We start from the raw sequence: 22,499 nt of genomic DNA on the forward strand, positions 1-22,499 counted from the left end.
CTGCCTATGCAATAAGCGCGCCAGATGGCTGCACGGGCCTGCCGCCCGTCAGGCCGCGCAAGTGAAGCACGAAAAGCTTGATATTGGTGCAATGCAGCAGACGCGCGCACTGAGTCCGTGCACGGGCAGAAACGACAACAGGGCCTTGCGGCCCTGTTGGAGAGGAGGAAAAAGCGATCAGTACTTTTTCTTGGGCTTGGCGCCAGCGGCCGGTTTTTTCGGCGGCGTGGATTTGCCCGACTCCGGCGGCATGCGGTCGGCATGGCTGATTTTCAGTTGTGCGCCACCGACCCAGACTTTGCCCAGATGCTTGAACAGATCGGGCGGCATACCGTCCGGCAACTCCAGCATGCTATAGGTATCGAAGATTTCGATACGACCGATATGTTTGGCTTCCAGCCCCGCTTCGTTGGCGATGGCTCCGACGATGTTGGCCGGCGTGGCCGCATGGTTGCTACCCACTTCGATGCGGAAAGCGCTCATCGGAATCGCAACCTTGCCCGGCTTTTCCTTTTTCTTCTTCGGTGCAGCCTCAGCCAGTTCGCTCGCTTCCACGCGTGCCGCCTTGGCCAGCGGCGAAGCCGCCGGACTGGCTGGCGCAGCCGCTTTGAGGGGCTTGCTGGCCGGCTTGGCAGCCGGTGCACGCGCCTCATCACCATCACGGCTGATACGCAACTGCTGGCCCGCTACCTTGATGCCGGCCAGATGGGCCAGCACCTCGCTATCGAGGTTGTCCGGCATATCGAGCACCGTGTAATCGTCGTAGATTTCGATACGGCCGATGTGCTTGGAGTCGATGCCGCCCTCGTTGGCAATCGCGCCGACGATATTGCCCGGCTTGACGCCGTGCTGGTAGCCCACTTCGATGCGGAAGGTCTGCATGCCCGGATCCGGTGCGCGCATCACGCGTTCTTTTTTCGGGAAGCGTTCGGCACGTTCGCCGCGCTCGGTGCGTTCGAAGCCGACCTGACGGCCCGGACGCTCGTCCCAGCTGGCGGCCGGAATCTGCTGCTTCTTATCCAGCAGCAGCGGTACATCGCCGCGTGCCATCTTGGCCAGCGCTGCCGCGATTTCGATGGCAGGAATATTCTGCTCGCGCTCGAAGTCTTCGATCAGCGACTGGAACTGTTCCAGCTCGCCCTGCGCCAGCGTTTCGCTGATCTGCGATTTGAATTTGGCGATACGCACATCGTTCACCGCCTGTATGGTCGGCAGTTCCAGCATGCCGATAGGCTGGCGGGTAGCGCGTTCGATCGACTTGAGCAGACCTTTTTCGCGCGGCGTGATGAACAGGATCGCTTCGCCGCTACGGCCGGCACGGCCGGTACGGCCGATACGGTGGGTATAGCTTTCCGGATCGTGCGGCACGTCGTAATTGACCACGTGACTGATGCGCTCCACGTCCAGGCCACGGGCGGCCACGTCGGTGGCAACCAGAATGTCGATCTTGCCATCCTTGAGCTGCTGGATGGTGCGCTCGCGCTGCGCCTGCTGGATGTCGCCATTGATGGCCGCTGCCGAGAAGCCGCGCGCCTGCAGTTTCTGCGCCAGTTCTTCCGTACCCAGCTTGGTGCGCGAGAAGATGATCATGCCGTCGAAGTCTTCCGCTTCCAGAATGCGGGTCAGCGCGTCGAGCTTGTGCATGCCGCTTACCAGCCAGTAGCGCTGGCGGATGTTTTCATTGGTGCCCGTCTTGGCAGCGACCGTGATTTCTTTCGGGCTGCGCAGATAGGTGTTGGCGATGCGGCGGATAGCCGACGGCATGGTGGCCGAGAACAGCGCCGTCTGGCGCGACTCGGGCGTCTCCTGCAGGATGCGCTCGACATCGTCGATAAAGCCCATGCGCAGCATTTCGTCGGCTTCGTCCAGCACCAGCGTTTTCAGCTTGGACAGATCGAGCGAGCCTTTATCGAGGTGGTCGATCACACGGCCGGGCGTACCAACCACGACGTGCACGCCGCGGCGCAGTGCCGACAGCTGCGGGCCGTAGCTCTGGCCACCGTAGATAGGCAGTACATGGAAGCCGGGGATATGCGCGGCATAGGTCTGGAATGCTTCGGCGACCTGGATCGCCAGTTCGCGCGTCGGTGCCAGCACCAGCGCCTGCGGCGTGGTTTGACGGATATCGATGCGCGACAGGATAGGTAGTGCAAACGCGGCGGTTTTACCCGTGCCGGTCTGGGCCTGGCCCAGCACGTCGAGGTTCTGCAGCAGCAGCGGGATGGTGGCCGCCTGGATAGGCGACGGGGATTCGTAACCGACTTCCTTGAGCGCCTTGATCAAAGGTGCACTAAGGTCCAGATCGGAAAACAGGGTTACGGGGGGAATGGAAGATTGGGGGGATACAGACATGGCGTCACTCACAAGTATGTTCGAATCGCCTAATTGCGAAAGAAATTTGTGCGTAGTTTACTCTGTCTGGCCGGGTTAAGCCCGATTTTGCCTAAAAATCGCGAAAACATGGCCGAAATCACAGTATTTCCAGCCAATTCACACGGACATAAAAAAACACAGGCCATGGCCTGTGCTTTCCGTTTCTTGCGCCGCCCAGGCCTTGCTGGTCCGGGGCGGCACGTCCTGCATGATGACGCTGGTGCTGCAAGCTGAAGGTCAGCTTAGTGCCGCCAGCTCGGGCTGGCGGTCAGGGTGACACTAGTATTGCCTGATCCTGCTGCTTGATCTTACTGCCGGCTATGCTGCCGGCGGCCTGCTTATTTGCTGGCAGCTGGGGCGGCAGCGGCAGGAGCCGAGGCCGATGCGCTAGCCGATGCAGCGGCAGCTTTCTTGTGATGCTTGCCAGCTTTTTTGGCTGGTTCGGCTGGCGTCGAAGCGGCCGGTGCCGAAGCTGCTGCAGCGGTGACGGCAGGAGCCGATGCCTTGGCGCTGGCCGCAGCGGCTGGAGCAGGGGTTTGAGCGAAAGCAGCACCAGCGAACAGGGTGGCGATGAGGGTAGCGATAACTTTTTTCATGATAATTCCTCTTAATGGTATAGACGGTTTATTTAGTCAAATCTGATTCAAAGACTGCCCGATTATTTGCTGGCTGCTGGTGCCGAAGCCGCAGGAGCCGAAGCCGACGCGCTAGCCGATGCAGCGGCAGCTTTCTTGTGATGCTTGGTCGCTTTCTTGGTTGGTTCGGCAGGGGTCGATGCAGCCGGGGCCGAAGCTGCTGCAGCGGTGGCGGCAGGAGCCGATGCTTTGGCGCTAGCCGAAGCGGCAGGAGCAGGAGTCTGAGCGAAAGCGGCACCAGCGAACAGGGTAGCAACCAGGGTAGCGATAACTTTTTTCATGATAATTCCTCTTAATGGTATATACGGTTTATATGATTAAATCTAACTAAACGATTGCTGATTACTTGCTTACTACTGCTGGTTTAACTTCGCCTTTTGCAGCAACTTTTGCGACGACTTCAGGTGCTGCACCCTTGGATTCTTTGGTCTGGAGCTCGGCTTTCACGGGAGCGCCCTTCACTTCGGTCTTGCCGGCGACATGCGCATCAGTCTTGACTTCGGTGGCTTTGATTTCTGCAGTCTTGGCTTCAGCTTTCACCTCGTGGGTTTTGGCTTTGGCATCGGCTGGTTTGTGCGCCGCTTTCACCTCGGCTGCCTTGGCTTCGCCTTTCACTTCAGCCGTCTTGGCTTCAGCTTTGGCTTCCAGCTTGGTTTCGGCCTTCGCTTCGGTTTTCGCTTCAGCTTTCACTGCGGCTGGTTTGGCCACCGGTGCGGTGGTCGTGGTGGCAGCAGGCGTCTGTGCGTATGCTGCGGTAGCGAACAGGCCGGCGATCAGGGAAGCGGTGATTTTGGTCATGATGTATTTCCTTTTCTAGGTTTCGGCATCGGGACAATCCCGTGTCGCATGAGCAAAAAACGGCCTCCCTCCCCCTGCAGTTGACGGCAATTACAAGCTCTTACCGACTCTTACACTCGCTTACAAATAGCGCTTACCGGCGTTCTGACTCAGACGGCCTGCTTCAATGAGGTTGCACTTCCTTTTTCACGGCAGCCAGCGCCATGCGCTCCACCAGTCCGGGCGCGATCAGCTTCAGCCAGCGTCCGAGTTTGCCCTTGGCCGACATCACCACTTCGCGCTCGCGCGCCTGCATGCCGTCGATAATCAGCTGGGCGCACTGCTGCACCGACATGGCCTTATCCTCTTTCAGGCTGCTGCTACCAAGCTCACCGCCCGCCGCATTGAAGCCACGATGGCGGATCTGCGTTGCCACCACACCCGGATAGGCAATCGTCACGCTGACCCCGGCGCCACGCAGCTCCGGCCGCAGCGCCTCGAAGAAGCCGCCCATGGCGAACTTGGTGGCGCCATAGGCCGTGCGGCCCGGCACACCCACCAGCCCGGCCAGCGAGGAGACAGCAACGATGCGGCCGCGCGTCTGCTTCAGATAAGGCAGCGCAGCATGGGTACACCACACGCTGCCCCACAGATTTATCCGCATCAGTTCTTCGTACCAAGCCAGATTGTCGACTTCCTCGAACAGCGCATGGGCCGAACGGCCAGCGTTATTGATCAAGCCATCGATGCGGCCAAAGCGTGACACGCAGGCCGCGATCAGCGCCGTGCACTGGGCCTGCACCGACACGTCGGTAGGCACCACCAGCGTCTGCGCGCCGCTGGCAGCGCATTCGGCCGCCACCTGTTCCAGCAGTTCGACCTTGCGTGCGGCCAGCACCAGCGCGACTTGCTTGCCATGGCGGCGCGCCAACTGGCGCGCCATTTCTGCCCCGATGCCATCCGAGCTACCGGTAATGATGATGACTTGCATGGATCCCCTCCTGATTTAGTCCGATATTTTTTACAACAACACGACGTGCAGTTACTACCACAAGTAAAGTAAGATAGCTGCCTTCTGCACCGAATTACAATTCATGGAGTAAACATGCGCATTCCGGCCCTCGCCATCGCTACCAGCCTCGCGCTGGCTTCCTTCCACGCCCACGCACAGAACGCACCGACCGTCACCGAAGGTCCGCTGCGAGCCCACTTGTCCTTCCTCGCCGACGATCTGCTCGAAGGACGTGGCACCGGCCAGCGCGGCGGCGATCTGGCCGTGCGCTATCTGGAAACCCAGGCGGCCGCAATCGGCCTGAAACCGCTGGCCAGCGGCGGCTACCGCATGCCAGTGCAGATCGAAGGCACCAAGCTACTGGCCAACAGCTTTGTACGCTTCCAGAACGCAGGCGGCCAGCAGATCACCCCGCAGAACGGCAGCGAGATCGTGTTCGGCACGGCCGGCGGCAAAACCGATATCAGCATCGATGCCCCGCTGGTGTTCGTCGGCTATGGCGCCGTCGCCCCGGAAGAAAAATGGGACGACTACAAAGGCGTCGACATGAAGGGCAAAATTCTGGTCATGATGGTCAATGACCCGCAGCCAACTGCCGAAGAACCCAACCGCTTCGCCGGCAAAGCCTACACCTATTACGGCCGCTGGCTGTACAAATTCGAAGAAGCCGTACGCCAGGGCGCGGCCGGCGCCCTGCTGATCCACACCACCCCGTCGGCCTCCTATCCATGGAGTGTACCTGCCAATGGCTTCAGCCACGAGCGCTTCCATCTGGCCGGTTCCGGCAACCCTATCGAAGGCTGGGTGCAGGAAGATGTGGCGCGCAAACTGTTCGCCGCCGGCGGTTTCGATCTCGATGCGCTGCGTGCGCAAGCCGAGCGACGCGACTTCCGTCCGGTCGACCTGAAACTCAGCGTGCATGCGGAAATCCATAGCGCGATTCGTCAGATCGAGCAATTCAACGTGGCCGGCATCATCCCCGGCACCGATCCCAAGCTTAAGCAGCAGGCCGTGGTGTATTCGGCCCACTGGGACCATCTGGGCATGGACGAAGGCGTGAGCAAGGAAGATGGCCATGACCACATCTGGAACGGTGCCATCGACAACGCCTCCGGTTCGGCGGCCCTGCTGGCCATGGCGGCCGAAGCCGTCAAGCGTCCCGCCAAGCGTACCCAGGTCTTCCTCTGGCCTGCGGCAGAAGAACAGGGCCTGCTAGGTAGCGCCGCCTATGTGCGCAATCCGGCCTGGCCACTCAAGCAGACCACGGCCGACCTGAATCTGGACAGCATGAACTTCGTCGGTCGCACGGTCGACATGGGTGTGGCTGGCGCCGAGCGCAGCAGCCTGTACGACGCGGCCGCCAAAGTGGCGCGCAAAATGGGCCTGAAGCTGGCACCGACCATCCCCGATCTGTCCGGCGCCTATTTCCGTGCCGACCACTTCAACTTCGCCAAGGCCGGCGTACCGGCCTTTAACGTGGGTTCGGCCGTGTTCTCGGGCGACGGCCACTTCGAGTTCGAACACGATCAGGAACATTCGAGCGCCAAAATGGTCTCGTTCAAGAAGGACTACCACCAGATCAGCGACGAATACCACCCGAGCTGGGATCTGACGGGCATGGTGCAGCAAGCCCAGTTCACGCTGAATCTGGGCTACGCGGTCGGCAATGCACCGGAAATGCAGAGCTGGAAGGCTGGCGATGCGTTCGGCAAGGTCAAACGCTAAAGGAGAGACGATGGAAACCAACAGCAAATGGATCAATATCGCTAGCGCCAACGGCAGCTTTGGCGCCTACCTGTCGCTGCCGCGCGGCGGCACAGGCCCCGGCATCGTACTGCTGCAGGAAATCTTCGGCGTCAACCAGCATATCCGCAATGTGGCCGACCAGTATGCGGCCGATGGCTATGTGGTGCTGGTGCCGGATCTGTTCTGGCGTCAGGGCGAGCGCATCGAACTCGGTTATGAAGGCGCTGACTGGCAGCGTGCGGTGGAACTGATGAACGCGACCGACTTCGCGCTGGCGCAGGCCGATGTGGCAGCCAGCGTCGAAGTGCTGCGCGCCATGGCGGGTGTGGACCGCATCGCCTCGCTGGGCTTCTGCTTCGGCGGCAAGCTGTCCTACCATACAGCGGCCAATGGCGTGGTCGATGCGGCCGTGTGCTACTACGGCGGCGGCATCCAGCTCGGCCTGGCGCGCGCCAGCGAGATCAAGGTGCCCGTGCTGATGCACTTCGGTGCACTCGATAGCCACATTCCGCTCAGCGCCGTGCAAAGCATCGCCGAGCAGTTCGATGATAACGAGCAGGTGGAAATCCATGTGTATCCGGACGCGGAGCATGGTTTTAATTGCAACCACCGCAGCTCCTACCATCAGCGCAGCGCTGCGCTAGCTAGAGGACATACACTACAGTTCCTGGCCGAACAGCTGTGACCGCGCGCGGGCCGTGCGCTAGAATGAAGCCTTACTACGTGAGGTAAGCATGGCCCGTCTGCAACTGCATTTCCCAGAAAACCAGTTCTGTTTTTCCACCCAGCTCACGGTCCGCGTGACCGACATCAACGCCGGCAACCACCTCGGCAATGACTCCATGATCTCCATGCTGTCGGAAGCGCGCGCGCGCTTCTTGTACGAATATGGCGTGGAAGAAGTCGATGGCACGGGGCTGGGCATCATCGTCACCGATCTGTCCACCATGTACCGCGCCGAAGCCCATGCGCGCGACGTGCTGACCTTCGAAGTGGGTGTGATGGACTTTAATGCCTACGGTGGCGACATCATCTTCCGCGTCACCCGTCCGGCCGACCACACGCTGGTGGCCATGGCCAAGTACGGCTTCGTCTTCTTCAACTACAAGACCGGCAAGGTCACGCCGATGGCGCCTGAATTCCTCGCCAAATTCCCCCATGTGAACCGGCTAGAATAAATCCTAAGTCCTAAGCCCTAAGCCCAGAGCACGGCAGGCCGTTCAGCGCGCCGCGGTTTTGCGCACGATGGTTTTATCGAACCATTCGTCGAGCATCTGCTTCTCGTAGCGCAGCGTGTCAGTTTCCCAGTAGCGGTTGATGCGCTGCATATAGCTCATATTCGCTAGCTGCTCGTCGCCGCTGCGCACACTCTGGCCATCCTGCTCCAGCGTATAGCGCAAGCGCATGCGCGGCCAGTCGGCACCATCATTGAGCACGCGGATATCTTCGCCGCCATTGTGGCGCGGCCACATGCGCCCGGCCAGATCGATATCGAGCACCTCGATTTTCAGCGTCTGCCCGGCCGGCAGTTTGGCTGACCAGGTATCGAAATAGCTGCTGAAATCCTTCAGCACGCGCTCGCGCTCGATGGCATTGCGCGGCACATCGGCAAAATCTTCCGGCTTGATATAGCTGACGCTCACCTGCGCCGAGGCGGCGCCGCAGGCCAGCAGCGCTGCTGCCAGCACGCTACGTGTGATTGCTCGCATGAGAGACTCCTTCACAATCCATGCAGCCCGAAACGCTGCAAACAATATAGCTGCAATATAGCCGCTTTTGCGCGCGCCCGCGCTGCCTGAATAAGTTTGTTACCAAATCCCAGTTCGCGTTTGTCATGCTGCCGTCATAACAAATGACTAAGATGGCGCCCGTCGAGGCTGAGCCAGCCCCTCGCCACCTCCCGCGCCAGGCGCGGCCACCAGACTGGCACTAACCACAACAGGATTCTCCATGACCGACTCGCTCGATCTGACCCGTCGCAACCTTCTCAAATTCCTTTCCGGCGCTCCTTTGCTGCCGCTCGCCGGTGGCAGCGCGACTGCTGCCCTGCTGACCGCCTGCGGTGGCGGCGATACGGCCGCTGCGGCGCCTACGCTGATGTCGCTGAGCTTCAGCGGCATGGCAGCACCGACGCTGGCCGATCCGGCCAAGATGGCCACCACCACCGTGGCTTCCTCGCTCAACGCTGTGTACTCGAACGGCAAAACCCTGTCCTACGCACTGGGATACCAGACCTTCTTCATCACGGGCGCCATGGTGCCCAACGGTAGCGGTGGCACCACGCTGGCCGGCGGCTATTACGACATCAAGAACCAGCCCATCCTGGACCGTACCGACGCTAACCAGCGCCAGTTCTTCTCGGACTGCCCGGACGGCTCCTCGCTGCTGAAACTGGCCAATCCTACTGTCACCGGCGTAAAAGGTAATACCGTATTCGCTGTGGTGCAGTTCGAATACGCCACCCGCAACGTCAAGGGCGATTCCATGTACGGCATGCTGCCTTCGCCGATTGCCGTGCTGACGCTGGACCAGAGCCCGACCACGGGCGCACTGTCGCTGGTGAAATACCACAACGTCGATACCAGCAGCGTCAATGGCCTGTGGATCACCTGCGGCGCTTCGCGTTCGCCATGGAATACCCACCTGTCGAGCGAAGAGTACGAGCCGGATGCCAGCGTGATCGACAAAAACACCCAGTTCGCCAACTTCAGCACCAATCTGTACGGCGACGCCAGCAAGGCCAACCCTTACCACTACGGCCACCTGCCGGAAATTACCGTCAATCCGGACGGCACGGGCAGTATCAAGAAGCACTACTGCATGGGCCGTATTTCGCACGAGCTGATTCAGGTGATGCCGGACGAGCGCACCGCCCTGATGGGCGACGATGCCACCAACGGCGGCCTGTTCATGTTCGTCGCCGACAAGGCCCAGGACCTGTCCAGCGGCACCCTGTATGTGGCCAAATGGACCCAGCTGACGGCTGACAACGGCGGCTCGGCCAAACTCTCGTGGATCAAACTGGGCAGCGCCACCAGCGCCGAAATCAAGGCCCTGGCCGACAGCCTGAAAGCCGCCGACATCCTCAGCGTGAAGACCACCGATCCGGCCGATACGAGCTACACCAAGATCCCGTTCAGCGGCAAAACCAACTGGGTGAAATTCGTCGCCGGCAAAGAGAAGGCGGCCGCCTTCCTGGAAACCCACCGCTACGCTGCGTTCAAAGGTGGCAGCCTGGGTTTCACCAAGATGGAAGGCACCACCGTCAACGCCAAGGACAAGATCGCCTACTCGGCCATGAGCTACATTCAGGCTGCCATGACCAATGGTTCGGGCGGCATCGCCGTCAAAGGCCCGAATGCCGGCATCGTCTACGCGCTGAACCTCAAAGGCGGCCAGAGCGACGACACGGGCGCCAGCATCAACAGCGAATGGGTACCGGTCGACATGGCTGCCGTGCCGGCACTGGTGGGCGAAGATCTGGCCACGCCGGACGCACTGGGCAACCTGGCCAATGCCGACAAGATCGCCAATCCGGACAACATCAAGTTCTCGGAAAAGCTGCGCACGCTGTTCATCGGCGAAGACAGCGGCCTGCACGTGAATAACTTCCTGTGGGCGTACAACGTCGACACCAAGACCCTGACGCGCATCCTGTCCACCCCGGCCGGTGCCGAATCGACCGGCCTGCACGCAGTCGACGATATCAACGGCTTCGCCTACGTGATGAGCAACTTCCAGCACCCGGGCGACTGGGAAGCGGCCCTGCACGGCAAAGTGCAAGCCACGCTGGATCCGCTGATCCGCGCCAACTACCGCGACCGCTTCGGCGCCGCCGTCGGTTACCTGACCGGCCTGCCTACGCTGAGCTGATTTCCCCCAGCTGTCCCCCGCCCGCAACGAGCGCAAGCTCCTTGCGGGCTTTTTTTATGGCACTACCGCGATGTTGTGTAAATGCGATGGCAATATTGCCAAAAACGAAGTATTGTTGCAGCTGCTCTGAGCAGGCCGCTGTAGCAGTTGCAACACTCCCTAAAATCATGGATTGTTGCCTGTTGTCAACGGCCACAAGCCCGGTCTACAATCGGATAACCCAAACCTCGTGCCCTTTTGCGGAACTCGCTCATATGTCTTTTCTGTCCACGTCATCGCCTAAACTAGCGCCATGGAAAGTTCTGCTGGTCGACGATGAACCCGACATCCACGATATCACCAAGCTGACCCTGAGCCGTTTCCGTCTGGATGGCCGTGCGCTGAGTTTTGTCCACGCCTACAGCGGCGCCGAAGCCAAGGAGGTGCTGGCGCGCGAGAGCGATATTGCGCTGGTGTTTCTCGATGTGGTGATGGAGAGCGAAGATGCGGGCCTGGAAGTGGCACGCTGGATGCGCCAGGATCTGGACAACCAGTTCACCCGCATCGTGCTGCGCACCGGCCAGCCGGGTCAGGCACCGGAAGAGCGCGTGATCGTGAATTACGATATCAACGATTACAAGGAAAAGACCGAGCTCGATCGCACCAAGCTGTTCACCACCACCTTCGCCGCGCTGCGTGCCTACCGCGACATCATGAAAGTGGAAGAAGCACGCCAGCAGCAGATGCATTACCGCGAAGGGCTGGAACGCGTGATCGCCGCCTCGGCCCATATTTTCCAGCAGCGCAATCTGCAGGATTTCGCCAACGGCCTGCTGCAGCAGGTAGTGGCCCTGCTGCGGCTGGAGCAAAGCATGCTGCTGCGCCTGCGCGCCGCCACTGCCATCAGCGGTGAAAACAATTACGAAATACTGGCCCAGATCGGCGACATCGATGGCCCGCTACTGAGCCCCGAACTACTGACGCGGCTCGATAATTCCAAGGTCAACAAGATCACCCACCTCGAGGGCGATACCTATATCGGCTACTTCCCGAATAACAGCGGCAAGCATTCGCTGCTGATCCTGAAAGGCGTGGAAGAAATCTCGGAACTCGATATCAAGCTGCTGGAAGTATTCTGCTCTGGCGTGGCCATCGCTTTCGACAACATCCTGCTGACCCAGGAAATCACCGATACCCAGGCCGAACTGATCCTGCGTCTGGGCGATGTGGTGGAATCGCGTTCCAACGAAGCGGGCAACCACGTGCGCCGCATGGCCGAAGTGTGTCACCTGCTGGCCAGCGCCAGCGGCATGAGCGAGGAAGAAACCGCCGTGCTGCAGCATGCCGCGCCCATGCACGATATCGGCAAGATCGCCACGCCCGATGCCGTGCTGCTCAAGCCGGGCAAGCTCGATGCGGAAGAATGGGAAATCATGAAGCAGCACCCGACGGTGGGGCTGTCCATCCTGAACGGTTCGCAGCGCCCCATCCTCAAGGCGGCCGCCGTGATCGCCCACCAGCACCACGAAAAATACGATGGCAGCGGCTATCCGCAAGGCCTGAAGGGCGACGCCATCCACCTGTATGCACGCATCGTCGCCGTGGCCGATGTGTTCGACGCGCTGATGCACAAGCGCTGCTACAAGGAAGCCTGGCCGCTGGAACAGGTGGTCGAACACCTGCGCTCCGTGGCTGGCCAGCATCTGGACCCGTATTATGTGGACCTGCTGGTGCAGAACATCGATAAAGCGCTGGCCATCAACCAGCGCTTCCCTGACTAGGCGCCGCGCCGCAGCGCCAGCCCGCTCAGGCGGCCACCTTACGCTGGATTTTGGGGAAGCGCAGCTTGTAGTGCAGCCCCAGTCCCGGCGAACTGAGCACCTTGACGCTGCCGCCCAGCGCCCCCGTAACGAGGTTGTACAGGATGTGGGCACCGAGCCCGCTGCCGCCCGTACCACGCTTGGTGGTGTAGAAGGGATCGAACAACTGGGCCAGTGCCGCACTGTCCATGCCTATGCCATCATCGCTGTAATTGAGTTCGACCAGATCACCATCGAGCGCCACGTTGATGCGGATGACACCGGGCTCGCCCTGCTCGAAGCCGTGCACCAGCGAATTGACCACCATATTCGTCACCACCTGCGATAGCGCGCCGGGGAAGCTGGCCATATTGATCTGCTCGGGGCATTCCACTTCCAGCGTGACCGGCTTGCCTTTGAGCTTGGGCTGCAGCGACAGCAGCACTTCGTCCAGATAGCGGCGCAGGTTGAAGCTGCGGATATCATCGGCCGACTGGTCCACTGCCACCTGCTTGAAGCTGCGCACCAGCGCTGCCGCGCGCTGGGTATTGGTGGTCATGATGCGCAGCGACTGGTCGATGATGCCGAAAAACTGCTGCAAGCCTTCCTCGTCCAGCGTGCCATGGGCCAGCTCTTCGCGCGTCAGGCGCAGCTCTTCCACCAGATGGCTGGTGGCCGTCACGCAGATGCCCAGCGGGGTATTGATTTCGTGTGCCACGCCGGCCACCAGCCGGCCCAGCGACGCCAGCTTCTCCTGCCTTACCAGTTCGCCCTGCGCTTCCTTGAGCGATTCCAGCGCCGATTCGAGCGCGGCATTCTGCTCTTCCAGCGCCTCCTTGGCGCGGCGGATTTCGCGGTCGGCACGCATGCGGGCAATCGCTACGGCCACATGGCTGGCCATGAAGGCGAGAATGTCCAGATCGGCCTGGGTGTACAGCACCTTGTCGTCATAGCTCTGCACGATGATCACGCCATAGGCCGTATCACCCAGCAGCATGGGCGCGCCCATCCAGCTAGCGATCTCTATGCTGCCCAGCGGCTGTTTCAGTTCGCCGCTGGCGATCAGCGCTTCCAGCCCGGCCCGGTCCAGCATCTGCGCCTGCTTGCGCTGCAGAATGTAGGACGACATACCCAGCCCGAAATCGAAGCGTTTGACGGGCGCCTGCTCATCCTTCTCGTCGACAAAATAGGGGATGCTGATTTCCTGCGTATCAGGGTGGTATAGCGCCATCAGGAAGTTCTGCGCCGGCACCAGCTCGCTGATGATCTGGTGCAGCCGCATGTTCAAACGGCTGCCGCCCGTGGCCGTGGCCGACAGATTGGCCAGCTCGTACAGCGCACGCTGGATGTTCTCGGCGCGCCGGCGCTCGGCCACTTCGTGCGCCAGCAGCGCGGTGCGCTCCTGCACGGCGCGCTCCAGCCTGTCCATGCTGAGCAAGCCTTGCAGCGCGCTCGATACGTGGTTGGCGATCTGGGCAAACAGGGCCTGATCTTCGACGCTGTAAGTGTGTTCCTTATCGTAGCTCTGCATCACCATGGCGCCCAGCACCTGATGGTTGAGGTCATGCAGCGGGCAGCCCATCCAGTGTTCGGCGATCGTGCCTATGCCGAAGCCGGCATTGTCCTGCCGGCGCGCCTGATGTTCGGCGGCCGTCATGATCATGCTGCGGTCATTGATGATCACGGCGGCGGTGGGCGATTCGCCCTCCACCAGCTCGAACAGTTCGTCACGGCCGGGCGGATCGTCGACTTCATCGACGAAGTAGACAAAGCGCACCTGATTGACGGGGCCATCAGCGTCGCTGAGCGCGACAAAGAAATTGGCCGCATACATGATGCGCCCCAGCCCCGCATGCACGGATTGCAGGAATTCGCTGATATCGGTACAGCTACTGGCCTTCTGGCCTATTTCCAGCAACATGGCCTGTACGGCTTCGAGGCGGGCGAGACGACTTTCCATCGAGTTTCCTGAATCGTAATATGAACAGGAAAATACTAGCAGTTCCCCACGCGCACGGCCATAGGCTCAGTCCGTTCTGGCTTGCGCATGCGGCTGTCTGCGCCGGCCGGCAGCCCGGGCGTGGTTCAGGGACGACGGTAGCCGCCCGCAATCCAGTTCGCTGCGCTGCTGGCGTTGAGTTTGAAATCGGGCGCGACGCGCACCTGTGCCAGTTGTTCGCCGTCGCTGTCGTAAGCGCTCAGCACAGCATAGGCATCGTCTTCATCGGGCACGATATCGAGCAGCACCTTGATAGCCCCCGCTTCGTCATTGACCAGCACCTGCTTGTGCAACTGCGCGTGCAGTTGCTGCTCGTGACGGCGCAGCACCTCGTTGGCAGTTTTCACCAGCGTATGGAAGGCCGGCAAATCGAGCGGTTTGGGATTCTTCTTGTCGCGCCCCATGGTCCAAGGCCCCACCAGTGCCGGCTCGGGCTCGCCATCCTTGATCATGGCCACGGCCCAGCCATCATCGTCCTCGTTCTTGATCACGCGGGCGGTCCAGCCATTGCCCTGCCACAGTCTGGCTTCCTGTACGGGGCTGTCGTCATCGGTTGGCTGGGCTGGCGGCATGGTGCGGTCCTGTGAGAAAAGTAAGGGAGCGAAATGATACGCCCTATGCGCTAGACCAACAATGCGTCACCGTTCTGAGCAAGATCAGATTTTTGTAAAATTATGACAACATAGAAGCCAAAAACGCAACAGAAATTGCTAAAATAAAATACTAAAGTGAAATTTTTTGCGCCCGACCCGGGACAAGAAAATCATCTGGAATCAGCGACTTAAGCCAGTCTTCAGCATTCCGGCCACGGTTTATGGCTGTTTTGCTGCAATAAAAACACTAGACATTGCCGGGTGAATATCATTATTATCAATCCAGAATCACCAGTTTCCAGTTGTTAATATAAATGTTGCTAGCCCAAATTTAGCTAGACTATACATAAGGAACCGATCATGTCTCTGACCAAAACCCTGCTGGCCCTGGCTCTGACTGGCGCTGCCCTGAGCGCGCAAGCTGGCGTCACCTACACTGCCACGAGCGGCAACACCTCGGCAGTTTCCGGCGTTACCACCATCGATTTCAACAATGGCCTGCTGCCTACCGGCTTCGCCACCTACGATACGCTCAATGCCATCATTCCGGCCGGCGGCTATCCCGGCGAATCGGCGCCGCCACCTGGTGATGTCACGCGCTACTTCTCGGTCGGTACCAGCCACGGTCAGGTAAGCTCGTCGAGCGTGACCTTTGGCGGCAACGGCGTCAGCTACTTCGGTTATTTCATGGGTTCGCCAGACAGCTACAACGTCGTTACTCTGTACAGCGGCAACACTGCCATCCTGCAAATTAACGGTAGCGACATGGCACATGCAGCCTCGCTGATGGCTGATGGTGATCAAAGCCACGGCTTCTACATGAATTTCGCGACGAATAGCGGCACCACGATTTCGAGCGTGACCTTCTCCTCGAATAGCAATGCCTTCGAGACGGACAACCATTCCTACATCGCGGCCGTACCGGAACCAGAAACCTATGCCATGCTGCTGACGGGTCTGGGCCTGGTGGGCTTCGCCAGCCGTCGCCGCCGTGAGCCTAGCGAGGAACGCTTCTACTAAGCACTAGCAGAGCAAAAAGAAAGTAACAGCGCCTAGCGCGCTTAGGGGCTGACAAGGTCTTCCTGCCAAGGAAGGCCCTGTCAGCCCCGATTTTTTTGTCCTACAGGGCAATGCACGGCCGTGCTGGCGGCAGCGGCGGAGGCCGCAATGGCGTGCTGCGCGGATCGATGGCCGGCTGCGGCGTCTGGTAGGTGTAGGGATTGATGATGATGGGCGGTATGGCAGGAGGCGCCGAAGGGGGATTTTTCGGCCCGCCACCGGACAGGCGCATGCGGCGCCACACCGCGCGCACTCGCTCTACAGCAACCATGATACGACCCTCCTGACAAAACTCGAACTTTCAGTATAGGCCAGCACCGGCACTATGCAAGGCCTGACCATTCGGTGCGGCCAGCATGCATTCCATCCCGTCAAATCGCCGCTTTGTCGCACGCCGCTGGCTGCGCATGGGCCCCGCGCGTACAGTTCAACCATGCCAGACGGCACATAAGAACTTAACCAGAATCGGGGTCCACCATGAAACGCACCGCTAAATATCTGTTCATCGCAACGCTGCTCACTTTCCTGACCATTTCTGCGTGGCAGGTAATGTTTGGCGACGGCATCAACGTCAATATTGATGGAAACGAAATCGACGGTCCGGTCGGTGCTGTGCTCGGCGTGCTGTTTGCCAGTGGCGGCATGGCCATAGGCGCGGTGGTGTGTGTCGGTGTGGCGATCTTCCTCGGCGTGCTGTTCGCCGGTCTGGGCGTGCTGATGGTAGGTGGCATGGCATTGCTGGCCTTCATCTGCATCATGGCCGTATCGCCACTGCTGCTGCCTCTGCTGATCGTCATCGGGATTTACTACTACGTGCGCAAACGCCAGCAGCGCCGCCAGCATCTGGCCCTGAATCAGGCAGTCTGATCACACGGCTGCGCAGCGCCAGCCCTGACGCTGCCAGCTCTACCCGTTTCAACCGGAAGCGGCCGGGACTAACACTCCCGGCCGATCCGCCTTCAGGCCAGACGGCCTTCATCCTGCGCCAGCAACACCCGGTTACGCCCGGCCCGTTTGGCCGCATACAGGGCCTGATCGGCGCGGCTCAGTGCCTGCGCTCCCTGCGCTTCACCGGCCGCTAGCCGGGCCAGCCCGATACTCACCGTCACCGTGATTTCCACGCCATCCTCCAGCTGCATGGGCGTATCAGCCACCCGTGCACGCAGCCGCTCGGCCATCAGCTCGGCGGCCGGCAAAGCCGTAGCCGGCAGCAGCATGGCAAATTCCTCGCCGCCTATGCGGCCCAGCATATCGATCTTGCGCCGTCCCGCATTCATGCGCTCGGCCAGTTGCTGCAGCACGCGGTCGCCGGCCGGATGGCCATATTCGTCATTGATGCGCTTGAAGTGATCGACATCGAGCAGCAGCACACTGGCTGGCGGTTCCGGCGCACGCTGCAGGCGGTTGTGTTCCTCTTCCAGCCGGCGCATGAACTCGCGCCGGTTCGGCAAGCCCGTCAGCGCATCGGTGGTGGCCAGCAGATGCAGCTCGTCGTGCATGCGGCGCCGCTCCGTGGTATCGAGCGTGGAGACGATCAGGAAATCCAGGCTATGGCCATGGCCGGGCATCACCAGCAGAGTCAGTTCATTGCGGCGCGCCACCCCGTCGAGGCGGCGGAAGCTGCCTTCGCAGCTGAAGATGTGCTGGCCCTTGACCAGTGCGGCCAGCGCCAGCGCAAAATTCGGCATGGCAGCCGCGTCGAAATTCTGCTCCAGCGTCAGCTGCGCCAGATCCTGCCGGTCCGCTCTGGCGCCTACTTGCGCGAGGCCGGCCGCGTTGACATCGACGATGCGCACCTGGGCCGCCAGATAGTCGAGCTGCGCGGGGTGGGCCTGCAGATAGCCGGCCAGATCGTCGATGCCGGTCAGCTCAAGCTCGTTCAGTGCCTGCCGCACGCCCGACCAGTCCTGCTCCCACAGGGCCACTGGTGCATGGTCGTACAGGCTGCGGAAACGCGCTTCGCCGGCACGCAGCGCCTGTGCTGCGCGTGCCTGCTCGATGGCGATGCCGGCCAGTTGCGCAGCCTGTTCGATCAGCGTGATGTGGGCCATGCTGGGCAGGCGCGGGCTGCGGTGATAGATGGCGAAAGCGCCCAGCACATTGCCGCTGGCGCCGAAGATGGGGTCGGCCCAGCACGAACCCAGCCCGGCCTGCATGGCCTGCGTGCGGTAGTCGCCCAGCTCCGGCGTATTGGCGATGTCGGCCACGATGATGCGGCGCCGCTGCTGCACCGCCTGGCTGCAGGGGCCGGGCATATCGCTCAGCGCCTGGCCGTGCACGGCCGCGTTGAAGAACACGGGCAGGCTGGGCGCCGCCCCCACCAGCAGATGCTCGCTATCGCCTTCGCGCAGCAGCACGCTGCACAGCATATCCTCGTTGCCCGCCTCCACGCCACGCACTACCCCTTCGAGTATGGTCTGCAGCGGCGCGCCCGTGGCCAGCAGCTCCAGCACCTGACGCCGGGTCTGCTCGCGCTGCATGGCGCGGGTGCGCTCGGTAATATCGTGGAAGGAATGCAGGCGGGCCGCCATGCTGCCCAGTTGTAGCTGGCGCGTATGCTGTTCGATTACGCGGCCATCGCGCAGATGCAGCACACTGAGCTCGCCTTCGGCCGGCCAGCCAGCCTTGCCATCCGGCGGCGGCACCAGCAACGGCGCCTGCACGGGCGGACGTAGCTGCTGGGCCATGTGGGCGCGCAGCGCCGCCCCGTCGTTCTGCCAGTCCAGATGCTCGGGCAGATGCCACATCTCGCGCAAGCGTCGGTTCACATTCAGCACTTCGCCCTGCGGGTCTTCCACCAGTATGCCGTCCATGGTGGCATCGAGTATGCTGCGAATGGTGGCCTGGCTGCGCTGCTCCTCGCTGGCCAGCGCCAGCAGCGCCTGTTCGCGTTCGCGCAGGTCGCCCGCCAGCATTTCGGCATAGCTCTGGGCAGCACGGGCCCGTGCGCGGCTGCGCGCCAACTGGAAAGTCAGCCCGGCCAGCAGGGCGCTGAACAGCATGCCCGCCAGTCCCAGCAGGGTGGCCTTGCGCTCGCCGCTGGCATTGCTGCCGGCCGCGCTGATCTGCAAGGTCCAATTGCGCCCAGAGACAGCAAACTGCTGCTGGCTGACGCGGCTGCGCTGCAAGTCATCGGGCTGGCTGTCATACATGAGGTTGGCGGAACTGATGCTGCTGCCATCATAGATTTCCACATCGAAGCCGCTGGCGCGGGGGCCGCCCAGCCCCGCCATCAGGTCGTCCATGCGGAACGGCGCATACACCCAGCCCGTCAGGGCAGCGCGGCGCTGTTCCACCGTCGCCGTCGGCGCGCCATGCCGGTACAGCGGCAGCACCATCAGGAAGCCGGCCTGCACGGGTGCTTCCTGTTCCAGTTCCTGCACCAGCCGGATGCGCGCCGTCAGGGCCGGCAAGCCGCTATCGCGCGCCTGTTCCAGCGCTGCGCGGCGCAGCGGCTCGGACGCCGAATCAAAGCCGATGGCACGCGCGTTGGCCACCGTGGCCGGTTCCAGATAGGTGATGGCGGCATACCAGTCACGCAGGCCGGCCGGATGCACGCGGTAGCCGGCCACGCCGCTACGGCGCACCTGCTCCGCATGAGCATCCAGCTGCTGTGGCGCCAGCAGCGCCATATAGCCTATGCCTTGTATGCCGGGGAAATGCTGCTGCAGGTGCTGGCCGGCCAGATAGGTGTGGAATTCCTCGCGGCTGACCTGTTCCGAACTGGTGAACAGGCCCTGCACGCCGTACAGCACCTGCGCGTAGATGCGCATGCGCTGATCGAGATTGTTATGCAGTACGCGCACCTGCATCTCGAATTCGCTGCGTGCATCGCGTTCGGCATCGGCGCGCGCGCCCAGCCACAGCACGGCGGTGGCAGCCAGGCAGATGGCCAGCACCAGCGCGGACAGAATGTGCGGTGATTGCACGCCCTGCAAACGCTGGCCTGGCCGCGCGTTCATCTACACCCCGCCACCGGCAAACTGCTGGTAGCCGCGCGCGCGCAGCTCGCAGGCCGGGCACTTGCCGCAGCCGTAGCCCCAGTCATGCAGCTCGCCACGTTCGCCCAGATAGCAGGTGTGAGTGCCCGAGCGAATCAGATCGACCAACGCGGCGCCGCCCAGTTCCTGCGCCAGTTCCCAGGTCTGGGCCTTGTCGCGCCACATCAGCGGGGTTTCCAGCTTGTAGCGGCTATCCATGCCCAGATTGAGCGCGACTTGCAGCGCTTTCATGGTGTCGTCGCGGCAGTCCGGATAGCCGGAGAAATCCGTCTCGCACATGCCGCCCACCAGTACTGTCAGGCCGCGCCGGTAAGCCACCGTGGCCGCTACCGTCATGAACAGCAGGTTACGGCCCGGGACAAAGGTATTCGGCAGGCCGTTGGCCTGGGTTTCGATGGCGATATCGTGCGTCATGGCCGTCTGCGCGATGTTCTTCAGCAGCGACAGATCGATCATATGGTCTTCACCCAGCCGCGCCGCCCACTCGGGCGAGAAGGCGCGCAGCTGCTCGCGTACGGCCGGACGCACGCTCAGCTCGATGGCATGGCGCTGGCCATAGTCGAAGCCTATGGTCTCCACGCGCGCATAATGTTTCAGCGCCCAGGCCAGACAGGTGGTGGAATCCTGGCCCCCGCTAAACAGGACCAGGGCGGAATCGGTAGGCAGCATTACAGTGTTCTTTCAAGTACTTGCAAGGGTATGCAACGTTATTAGTACGCCATCAACTGGGGCAATCCGGTAACATGGCAACATGCTTTACCCCCAATGGAATCTCATGCTACCGGCATTGCCCGCAAAATTATCAGCAGGATCACGAATTTTGGCACAAGTTGTGCCAAAAGTAGTGGCAAATATGGTGCGGGCCCGCGCCGGCCGGTGCGCTGCGGCAAGTCTGCTGGCGGCCCTGGCCCTGCCAGCGCAGGCTCAGCTCGACTATGCGCTACGCATCAGCGCTCCGGCCCCGCTCGATACACTGCTGGAACAGAATCTCGATCTGCAGCGCTTCCGCGAGAGTCCGCGCATGGATCTCGAGCAGTTGCAACGGCTGGTGCGGGTAGCGCCCGAGCAGATCCGCACGCTGGTGGCCACGGAAGGCTATTACTCGCCCGAAGTCAGCGCGACGCTGGAGCGCGATGGCGAGCGCCCCACTGTGCAGATCCGCGTTAGTCCGGGCGAGCCGGTACGGGTGGGCGAAGTCGAGCTGGAACTGCAAGGCTTCGCCTACGCGCCGGGGCTGGCACCGACCCTGCAGTTCGACCCGGTCGCGCTCAAGGCTAGCTGGGCGCTCAAGCAGGGTGCCGTGTTCCGCCAGAACGACTGGGAACAGGCCAAGCGCGGCCTGCTGCGCCAGGTGGTACAGAGCCGCTACCCGCGCGCGCAGATCGCCGAAAGCAGCGCCACCGTCGATCCCGACCAGCATGTCGCGCTGCTGCATGTGGTGCTCGACAGCGGGCCGGAACTGCGCTTTGGCGAACTGCGGGTGGAAGGGCTGAAACGCTATCCACTCTCGGTGGTGGCGAATCTGAACCAGATCCAGCCCGGCGACTACTACAACGAAGCAGCCCTGCAGGCCTATCAAACCCGCTTGCAGGATAGTGGCTACTTCAGCAGCGTGGAAGTCAGCGCCGATAGCAGCGCCATGCTGAACGAGCAGCTAGCGGCCGCCGAAACACCGGCTAAACGCGACAGCAACATGGCGCCCCTGCCCCTGCTGGTGCGCGTGGTCGAAAACAAGCAGCGCAATGTCAGCGCCGGTCTGGGTTTCAGTACCAACACGGGGAATCGTGCTTCGCTCACTTATGACGACCTGTCCGTGTTCGGTCTGCGCATGAAAAGCGCGATGACGCTGGAAACCAAAAAACAGTCGGCCCACAGCACGCTGTACTTCCCCACTACGCCGCAAGGCTATAACGACAGCATAGGCGCAGCCTTCGAGCGCAGCGACATTTCCGGCGAAGTCACCAGCGTGGCCAGCGTGGCCGCCAAACGTAGCTGGGGCACGCCGCTACTCGAACGTAATCTGTCGGTCGAGCTGCTGACAGAAACCAAGACACTCGATGGCATCCCGTCCAGCACCAGCAAAAGCCTGCCGCTGACCTACGGCGTCACCTGGCGCAAGCTGGATAACCTGCTGTTCCCGACCAAAGGCTATGCCCTCAATGCGCAACTGGGTGGCGCCCTGCTGCCGCTGCTGACGGACGAAGCATTTGTGCGCGGCTATGCGCGCGCCGTGATGTACGCGCCGCTGGGCAGCAGCGACAACCTGATCCTGCGCGCCGAAGCCGGTGCGCTGGCCTCGCGCAGCAAGAATGGCGTGCCGGCCGTGTATCTGTTCCGCGCCGGTGGCGACCAGTCGGTACGCGGTTACGCTTTTCAGGAACTGGGCGTACGGGTGGGCGATGCCATTACGGGCGGGCGTTACTTGACTACCGCCAGCGCCGAGTATCAGCACTGGTTCCGCCCTAACTGGGGTGCGGCACTGTTCTACGATGTAGGCAATGCCAGCGACACTTTCAGCACGCTGCGGCCAAAATCCGGCTATGGCGTGGGCGCACGCTGGAAAAGTCCCGTCGGTCCGATCAACGTCGACATGGCGTACGGCCACGCCGTGCACAAATACCGCTTGCACTTCTCGCTGGGCTTCACTTTCTGA

19 protein-coding genes are annotated in these 22,499 nt (G+C 61.6%); 8 read left to right on the forward strand and 11 right to left on the reverse strand.

The window, feature by feature from the left end:
* Positions 1-177: 177 nt before the first annotated feature.
* From GM655_RS19125 to GM655_RS19145, 5 genes are all read right to left on the reverse strand, one after another.
* Positions 178-2,352 (reverse strand): DEAD/DEAH box helicase, encoded by a 2,175-nt coding sequence (locus GM655_RS19125; protein ID WP_155436260.1) that lies wholly within the window; start codon positions 2,350-2,352, stop codon positions 178-180.
* A 359-nt stretch (positions 2,353-2,711) separates the two neighbouring features.
* Positions 2,712-2,969, reverse strand: coding sequence for a hypothetical protein (locus tag GM655_RS19130; protein ID WP_155436261.1), 258 nt, complete (start codon positions 2,967-2,969; stop codon positions 2,712-2,714).
* 62 nt (positions 2,970-3,031) lie between these two features.
* Entirely contained in the window at positions 3,032-3,289 is a 258-nt protein-coding gene (locus GM655_RS19135) for a hypothetical protein (RefSeq protein ID WP_155436262.1), read from the reverse strand.
* Positions 3,290-3,350: 61 nt separating this feature from the next.
* Positions 3,351-3,806, reverse strand: a complete 456-nt coding sequence (locus GM655_RS23065; RefSeq protein ID WP_229632649.1) for a hypothetical protein — start codon at positions 3,804-3,806, stop codon at positions 3,351-3,353.
* A 163-nt stretch (positions 3,807-3,969) separates the two neighbouring features.
* Positions 3,970-4,776, reverse strand: coding sequence for an SDR family oxidoreductase (locus GM655_RS19145; RefSeq protein WP_155436263.1), 807 nt, complete (start codon positions 4,774-4,776; stop codon positions 3,970-3,972).
* 114 nt (positions 4,777-4,890) lie between these two features.
* Here GM655_RS19145 and GM655_RS19150 point away from each other — a divergent pair, with 114 nt between their 5' ends.
* The 3 genes from GM655_RS19150 to GM655_RS19160 are packed head-to-tail and all read left to right on the forward strand — an operon-like array spanning position 4,891 to position 7,721.
* On the forward strand, positions 4,891-6,522 hold the full coding sequence (locus GM655_RS19150) for a M28 family peptidase (protein WP_155436264.1): 1,632 nt from the start codon (positions 4,891-4,893) through the stop codon (positions 6,520-6,522).
* A 10-nt stretch (positions 6,523-6,532) separates the two neighbouring features.
* Positions 6,533-7,228, forward strand: a complete 696-nt coding sequence (locus GM655_RS19155; protein WP_155436265.1) for a dienelactone hydrolase family protein — start codon at positions 6,533-6,535, stop codon at positions 7,226-7,228.
* A 49-nt stretch (positions 7,229-7,277) separates the two neighbouring features.
* Positions 7,278-7,721 (forward strand): thioesterase family protein, encoded by a 444-nt coding sequence (locus GM655_RS19160; RefSeq protein ID WP_155436266.1) that lies wholly within the window; start codon positions 7,278-7,280, stop codon positions 7,719-7,721.
* 42 nt (positions 7,722-7,763) lie between these two features.
* On the opposite strand, the gene GM655_RS19165 is transcribed toward GM655_RS19160, so the two are convergent.
* Positions 7,764-8,252 (reverse strand): DUF3016 domain-containing protein, encoded by a 489-nt coding sequence (locus GM655_RS19165; RefSeq protein ID WP_155436267.1) that lies wholly within the window; start codon positions 8,250-8,252, stop codon positions 7,764-7,766.
* Between the two features lie 241 nt (positions 8,253-8,493).
* Between GM655_RS19165 and GM655_RS19170 the strand changes: the two genes are divergently transcribed.
* Together GM655_RS19170 and GM655_RS19175 are read left to right on the forward strand one after the other, a co-directional pair.
* Positions 8,494-10,416 (forward strand): PhoX family protein, encoded by a 1,923-nt coding sequence (locus tag GM655_RS19170; RefSeq protein WP_155436268.1) that lies wholly within the window; start codon positions 8,494-8,496, stop codon positions 10,414-10,416.
* A 254-nt stretch (positions 10,417-10,670) separates the two neighbouring features.
* Positions 10,671-12,176, forward strand: a complete 1,506-nt coding sequence (locus GM655_RS19175; RefSeq protein WP_155436269.1) for an HD domain-containing phosphohydrolase — start codon at positions 10,671-10,673, stop codon at positions 12,174-12,176.
* A 25-nt stretch (positions 12,177-12,201) separates the two neighbouring features.
* Here GM655_RS19175 and GM655_RS19180 read toward each other — a convergent pair whose 3' ends face one another.
* Together GM655_RS19180 and GM655_RS19185 are read right to left on the reverse strand one after the other, a co-directional pair.
* Positions 12,202-14,154 carry a GAF domain-containing sensor histidine kinase gene (locus GM655_RS19180; protein ID WP_155436270.1) on the reverse strand — a complete coding sequence of 651 codons (1,953 nt, stop codon included), beginning with the start codon at positions 14,152-14,154 and terminating at the stop codon, positions 12,202-12,204.
* Positions 14,155-14,279: 125 nt separating this feature from the next.
* Positions 14,280-14,765 carry a hypothetical protein gene (locus GM655_RS19185; RefSeq protein ID WP_155436271.1) on the reverse strand — a complete coding sequence of 162 codons (486 nt, stop codon included), beginning with the start codon at positions 14,763-14,765 and terminating at the stop codon, positions 14,280-14,282.
* Between the two features lie 381 nt (positions 14,766-15,146).
* On the opposite strand from GM655_RS19185, the gene GM655_RS19190 reads away from it, so the two are divergent.
* A complete protein-coding gene (locus tag GM655_RS19190; protein WP_155436272.1) occupies positions 15,147-15,806 on the forward strand; it encodes an Npun_F0296 family exosortase-dependent surface protein in 660 nt (219 codons plus the stop codon).
* Between the two features lie 100 nt (positions 15,807-15,906).
* On the opposite strand, the gene GM655_RS19195 is transcribed toward GM655_RS19190, so the two are convergent.
* Positions 15,907-16,116, reverse strand: coding sequence for a hypothetical protein (locus GM655_RS19195; protein ID WP_155436273.1), 210 nt, complete (start codon positions 16,114-16,116; stop codon positions 15,907-15,909).
* Between the two features lie 206 nt (positions 16,117-16,322).
* On the opposite strand from GM655_RS19195, the gene GM655_RS19200 reads away from it, so the two are divergent.
* Positions 16,323-16,712: a hypothetical protein gene (locus GM655_RS19200; protein WP_155436274.1), complete on the forward strand. Its 390-nt coding sequence runs from the start codon at positions 16,323-16,325 to the stop codon at positions 16,710-16,712.
* A 92-nt stretch (positions 16,713-16,804) separates the two neighbouring features.
* Here the strand turns inward: GM655_RS19200 and GM655_RS19205 are convergent, their stop codons facing one another.
* Complete coding sequence (locus tag GM655_RS19205) at positions 16,805-19,807, reverse strand: CHASE domain-containing protein (RefSeq protein ID WP_155436275.1); 3,003 nt, start codon at positions 19,805-19,807, stop codon at positions 16,805-16,807.
* On the reverse strand, positions 19,808-20,515 hold the full coding sequence (queC, locus tag GM655_RS19210; RefSeq protein WP_155436276.1) for a 7-cyano-7-deazaguanine synthase QueC: 708 nt from the start codon (positions 20,513-20,515) through the stop codon (positions 19,808-19,810). It lies immediately after the preceding gene.
* A 184-nt stretch (positions 20,516-20,699) separates the two neighbouring features.
* On the opposite strand from queC, the gene GM655_RS19215 reads away from it, so the two are divergent.
* Positions 20,700-22,499 carry an autotransporter assembly complex protein TamA gene (locus GM655_RS19215; RefSeq protein ID WP_155436277.1) on the forward strand — a complete coding sequence of 600 codons (1,800 nt, stop codon included), beginning with the start codon at positions 20,700-20,702 and terminating at the stop codon, positions 22,497-22,499.

The organism is Pseudoduganella danionis, assembly GCF_009720775.1.
Taxonomy (GTDB): Bacteria; Pseudomonadota; Gammaproteobacteria; order Burkholderiales; family Burkholderiaceae_D; genus Rugamonas; species Rugamonas danionis.

Excerpts from the sequence above, each read along its gene's own strand:
- GM655_RS19145 (WP_155436263.1), bottom strand. The coding sequence starts at position 4,776 with ATGCAAGTCATCATCATTACCGGTAGCTCGGATGGCATCGGGGCAGAA.
- GM655_RS23065 (WP_229632649.1), bottom strand. The coding sequence starts at position 3,806 with ATGACCAAAATCACCGCTTCCCTGATCGCCGGCCTGTTCGCTACCGCA.
- GM655_RS19200 (WP_155436274.1), top strand. The coding sequence starts at position 16,323 with ATGAAACGCACCGCTAAATATCTGTTCATCGCAACGCTGCTCACTTTC.
- GM655_RS19185 (WP_155436271.1), bottom strand. The coding sequence starts at position 14,765 with ATGCCGCCAGCCCAGCCAACCGATGACGACAGCCCCGTACAGGAAGCC.
- GM655_RS19170 (WP_155436268.1), top strand. The coding sequence starts at position 8,494 with ATGACCGACTCGCTCGATCTGACCCGTCGCAACCTTCTCAAATTCCTT.
- queC (WP_155436276.1), bottom strand. The coding sequence starts at position 20,515 with ATGCTGCCTACCGATTCCGCCCTGGTCCTGTTTAGCGGGGGCCAGGAT.
- GM655_RS19195 (WP_155436273.1), bottom strand. The coding sequence starts at position 16,116 with ATGGTTGCTGTAGAGCGAGTGCGCGCGGTGTGGCGCCGCATGCGCCTG.
- GM655_RS19155 (WP_155436265.1), top strand. The coding sequence starts at position 6,533 with ATGGAAACCAACAGCAAATGGATCAATATCGCTAGCGCCAACGGCAGC.
- GM655_RS19130 (WP_155436261.1), bottom strand. The coding sequence starts at position 2,969 with ATGAAAAAAGTTATCGCTACCCTCATCGCCACCCTGTTCGCTGGTGCT.
- GM655_RS19215 (WP_155436277.1), top strand. The coding sequence starts at position 20,700 with ATGGTGCGGGCCCGCGCCGGCCGGTGCGCTGCGGCAAGTCTGCTGGCG.
- GM655_RS19175 (WP_155436269.1), top strand. The coding sequence starts at position 10,671 with ATGTCTTTTCTGTCCACGTCATCGCCTAAACTAGCGCCATGGAAAGTT.
- GM655_RS19150 (WP_155436264.1), top strand. The coding sequence starts at position 4,891 with ATGCGCATTCCGGCCCTCGCCATCGCTACCAGCCTCGCGCTGGCTTCC.
- GM655_RS19160 (WP_155436266.1), top strand. The coding sequence starts at position 7,278 with ATGGCCCGTCTGCAACTGCATTTCCCAGAAAACCAGTTCTGTTTTTCC.
- GM655_RS19135 (WP_155436262.1), bottom strand. The coding sequence starts at position 3,289 with ATGAAAAAAGTTATCGCTACCCTGGTTGCTACCCTGTTCGCTGGTGCC.
- GM655_RS19190 (WP_155436272.1), top strand. The coding sequence starts at position 15,147 with ATGTCTCTGACCAAAACCCTGCTGGCCCTGGCTCTGACTGGCGCTGCC.
- GM655_RS19205 (WP_155436275.1), bottom strand. The coding sequence starts at position 19,807 with ATGAACGCGCGGCCAGGCCAGCGTTTGCAGGGCGTGCAATCACCGCAC.
- GM655_RS19165 (WP_155436267.1), bottom strand. The coding sequence starts at position 8,252 with ATGCGAGCAATCACACGTAGCGTGCTGGCAGCAGCGCTGCTGGCCTGC.
- GM655_RS19125 (WP_155436260.1), bottom strand. The coding sequence starts at position 2,352 with ATGTCTGTATCCCCCCAATCTTCCATTCCCCCCGTAACCCTGTTTTCC.
- GM655_RS19180 (WP_155436270.1), bottom strand. The coding sequence starts at position 14,154 with ATGGAAAGTCGTCTCGCCCGCCTCGAAGCCGTACAGGCCATGTTGCTG.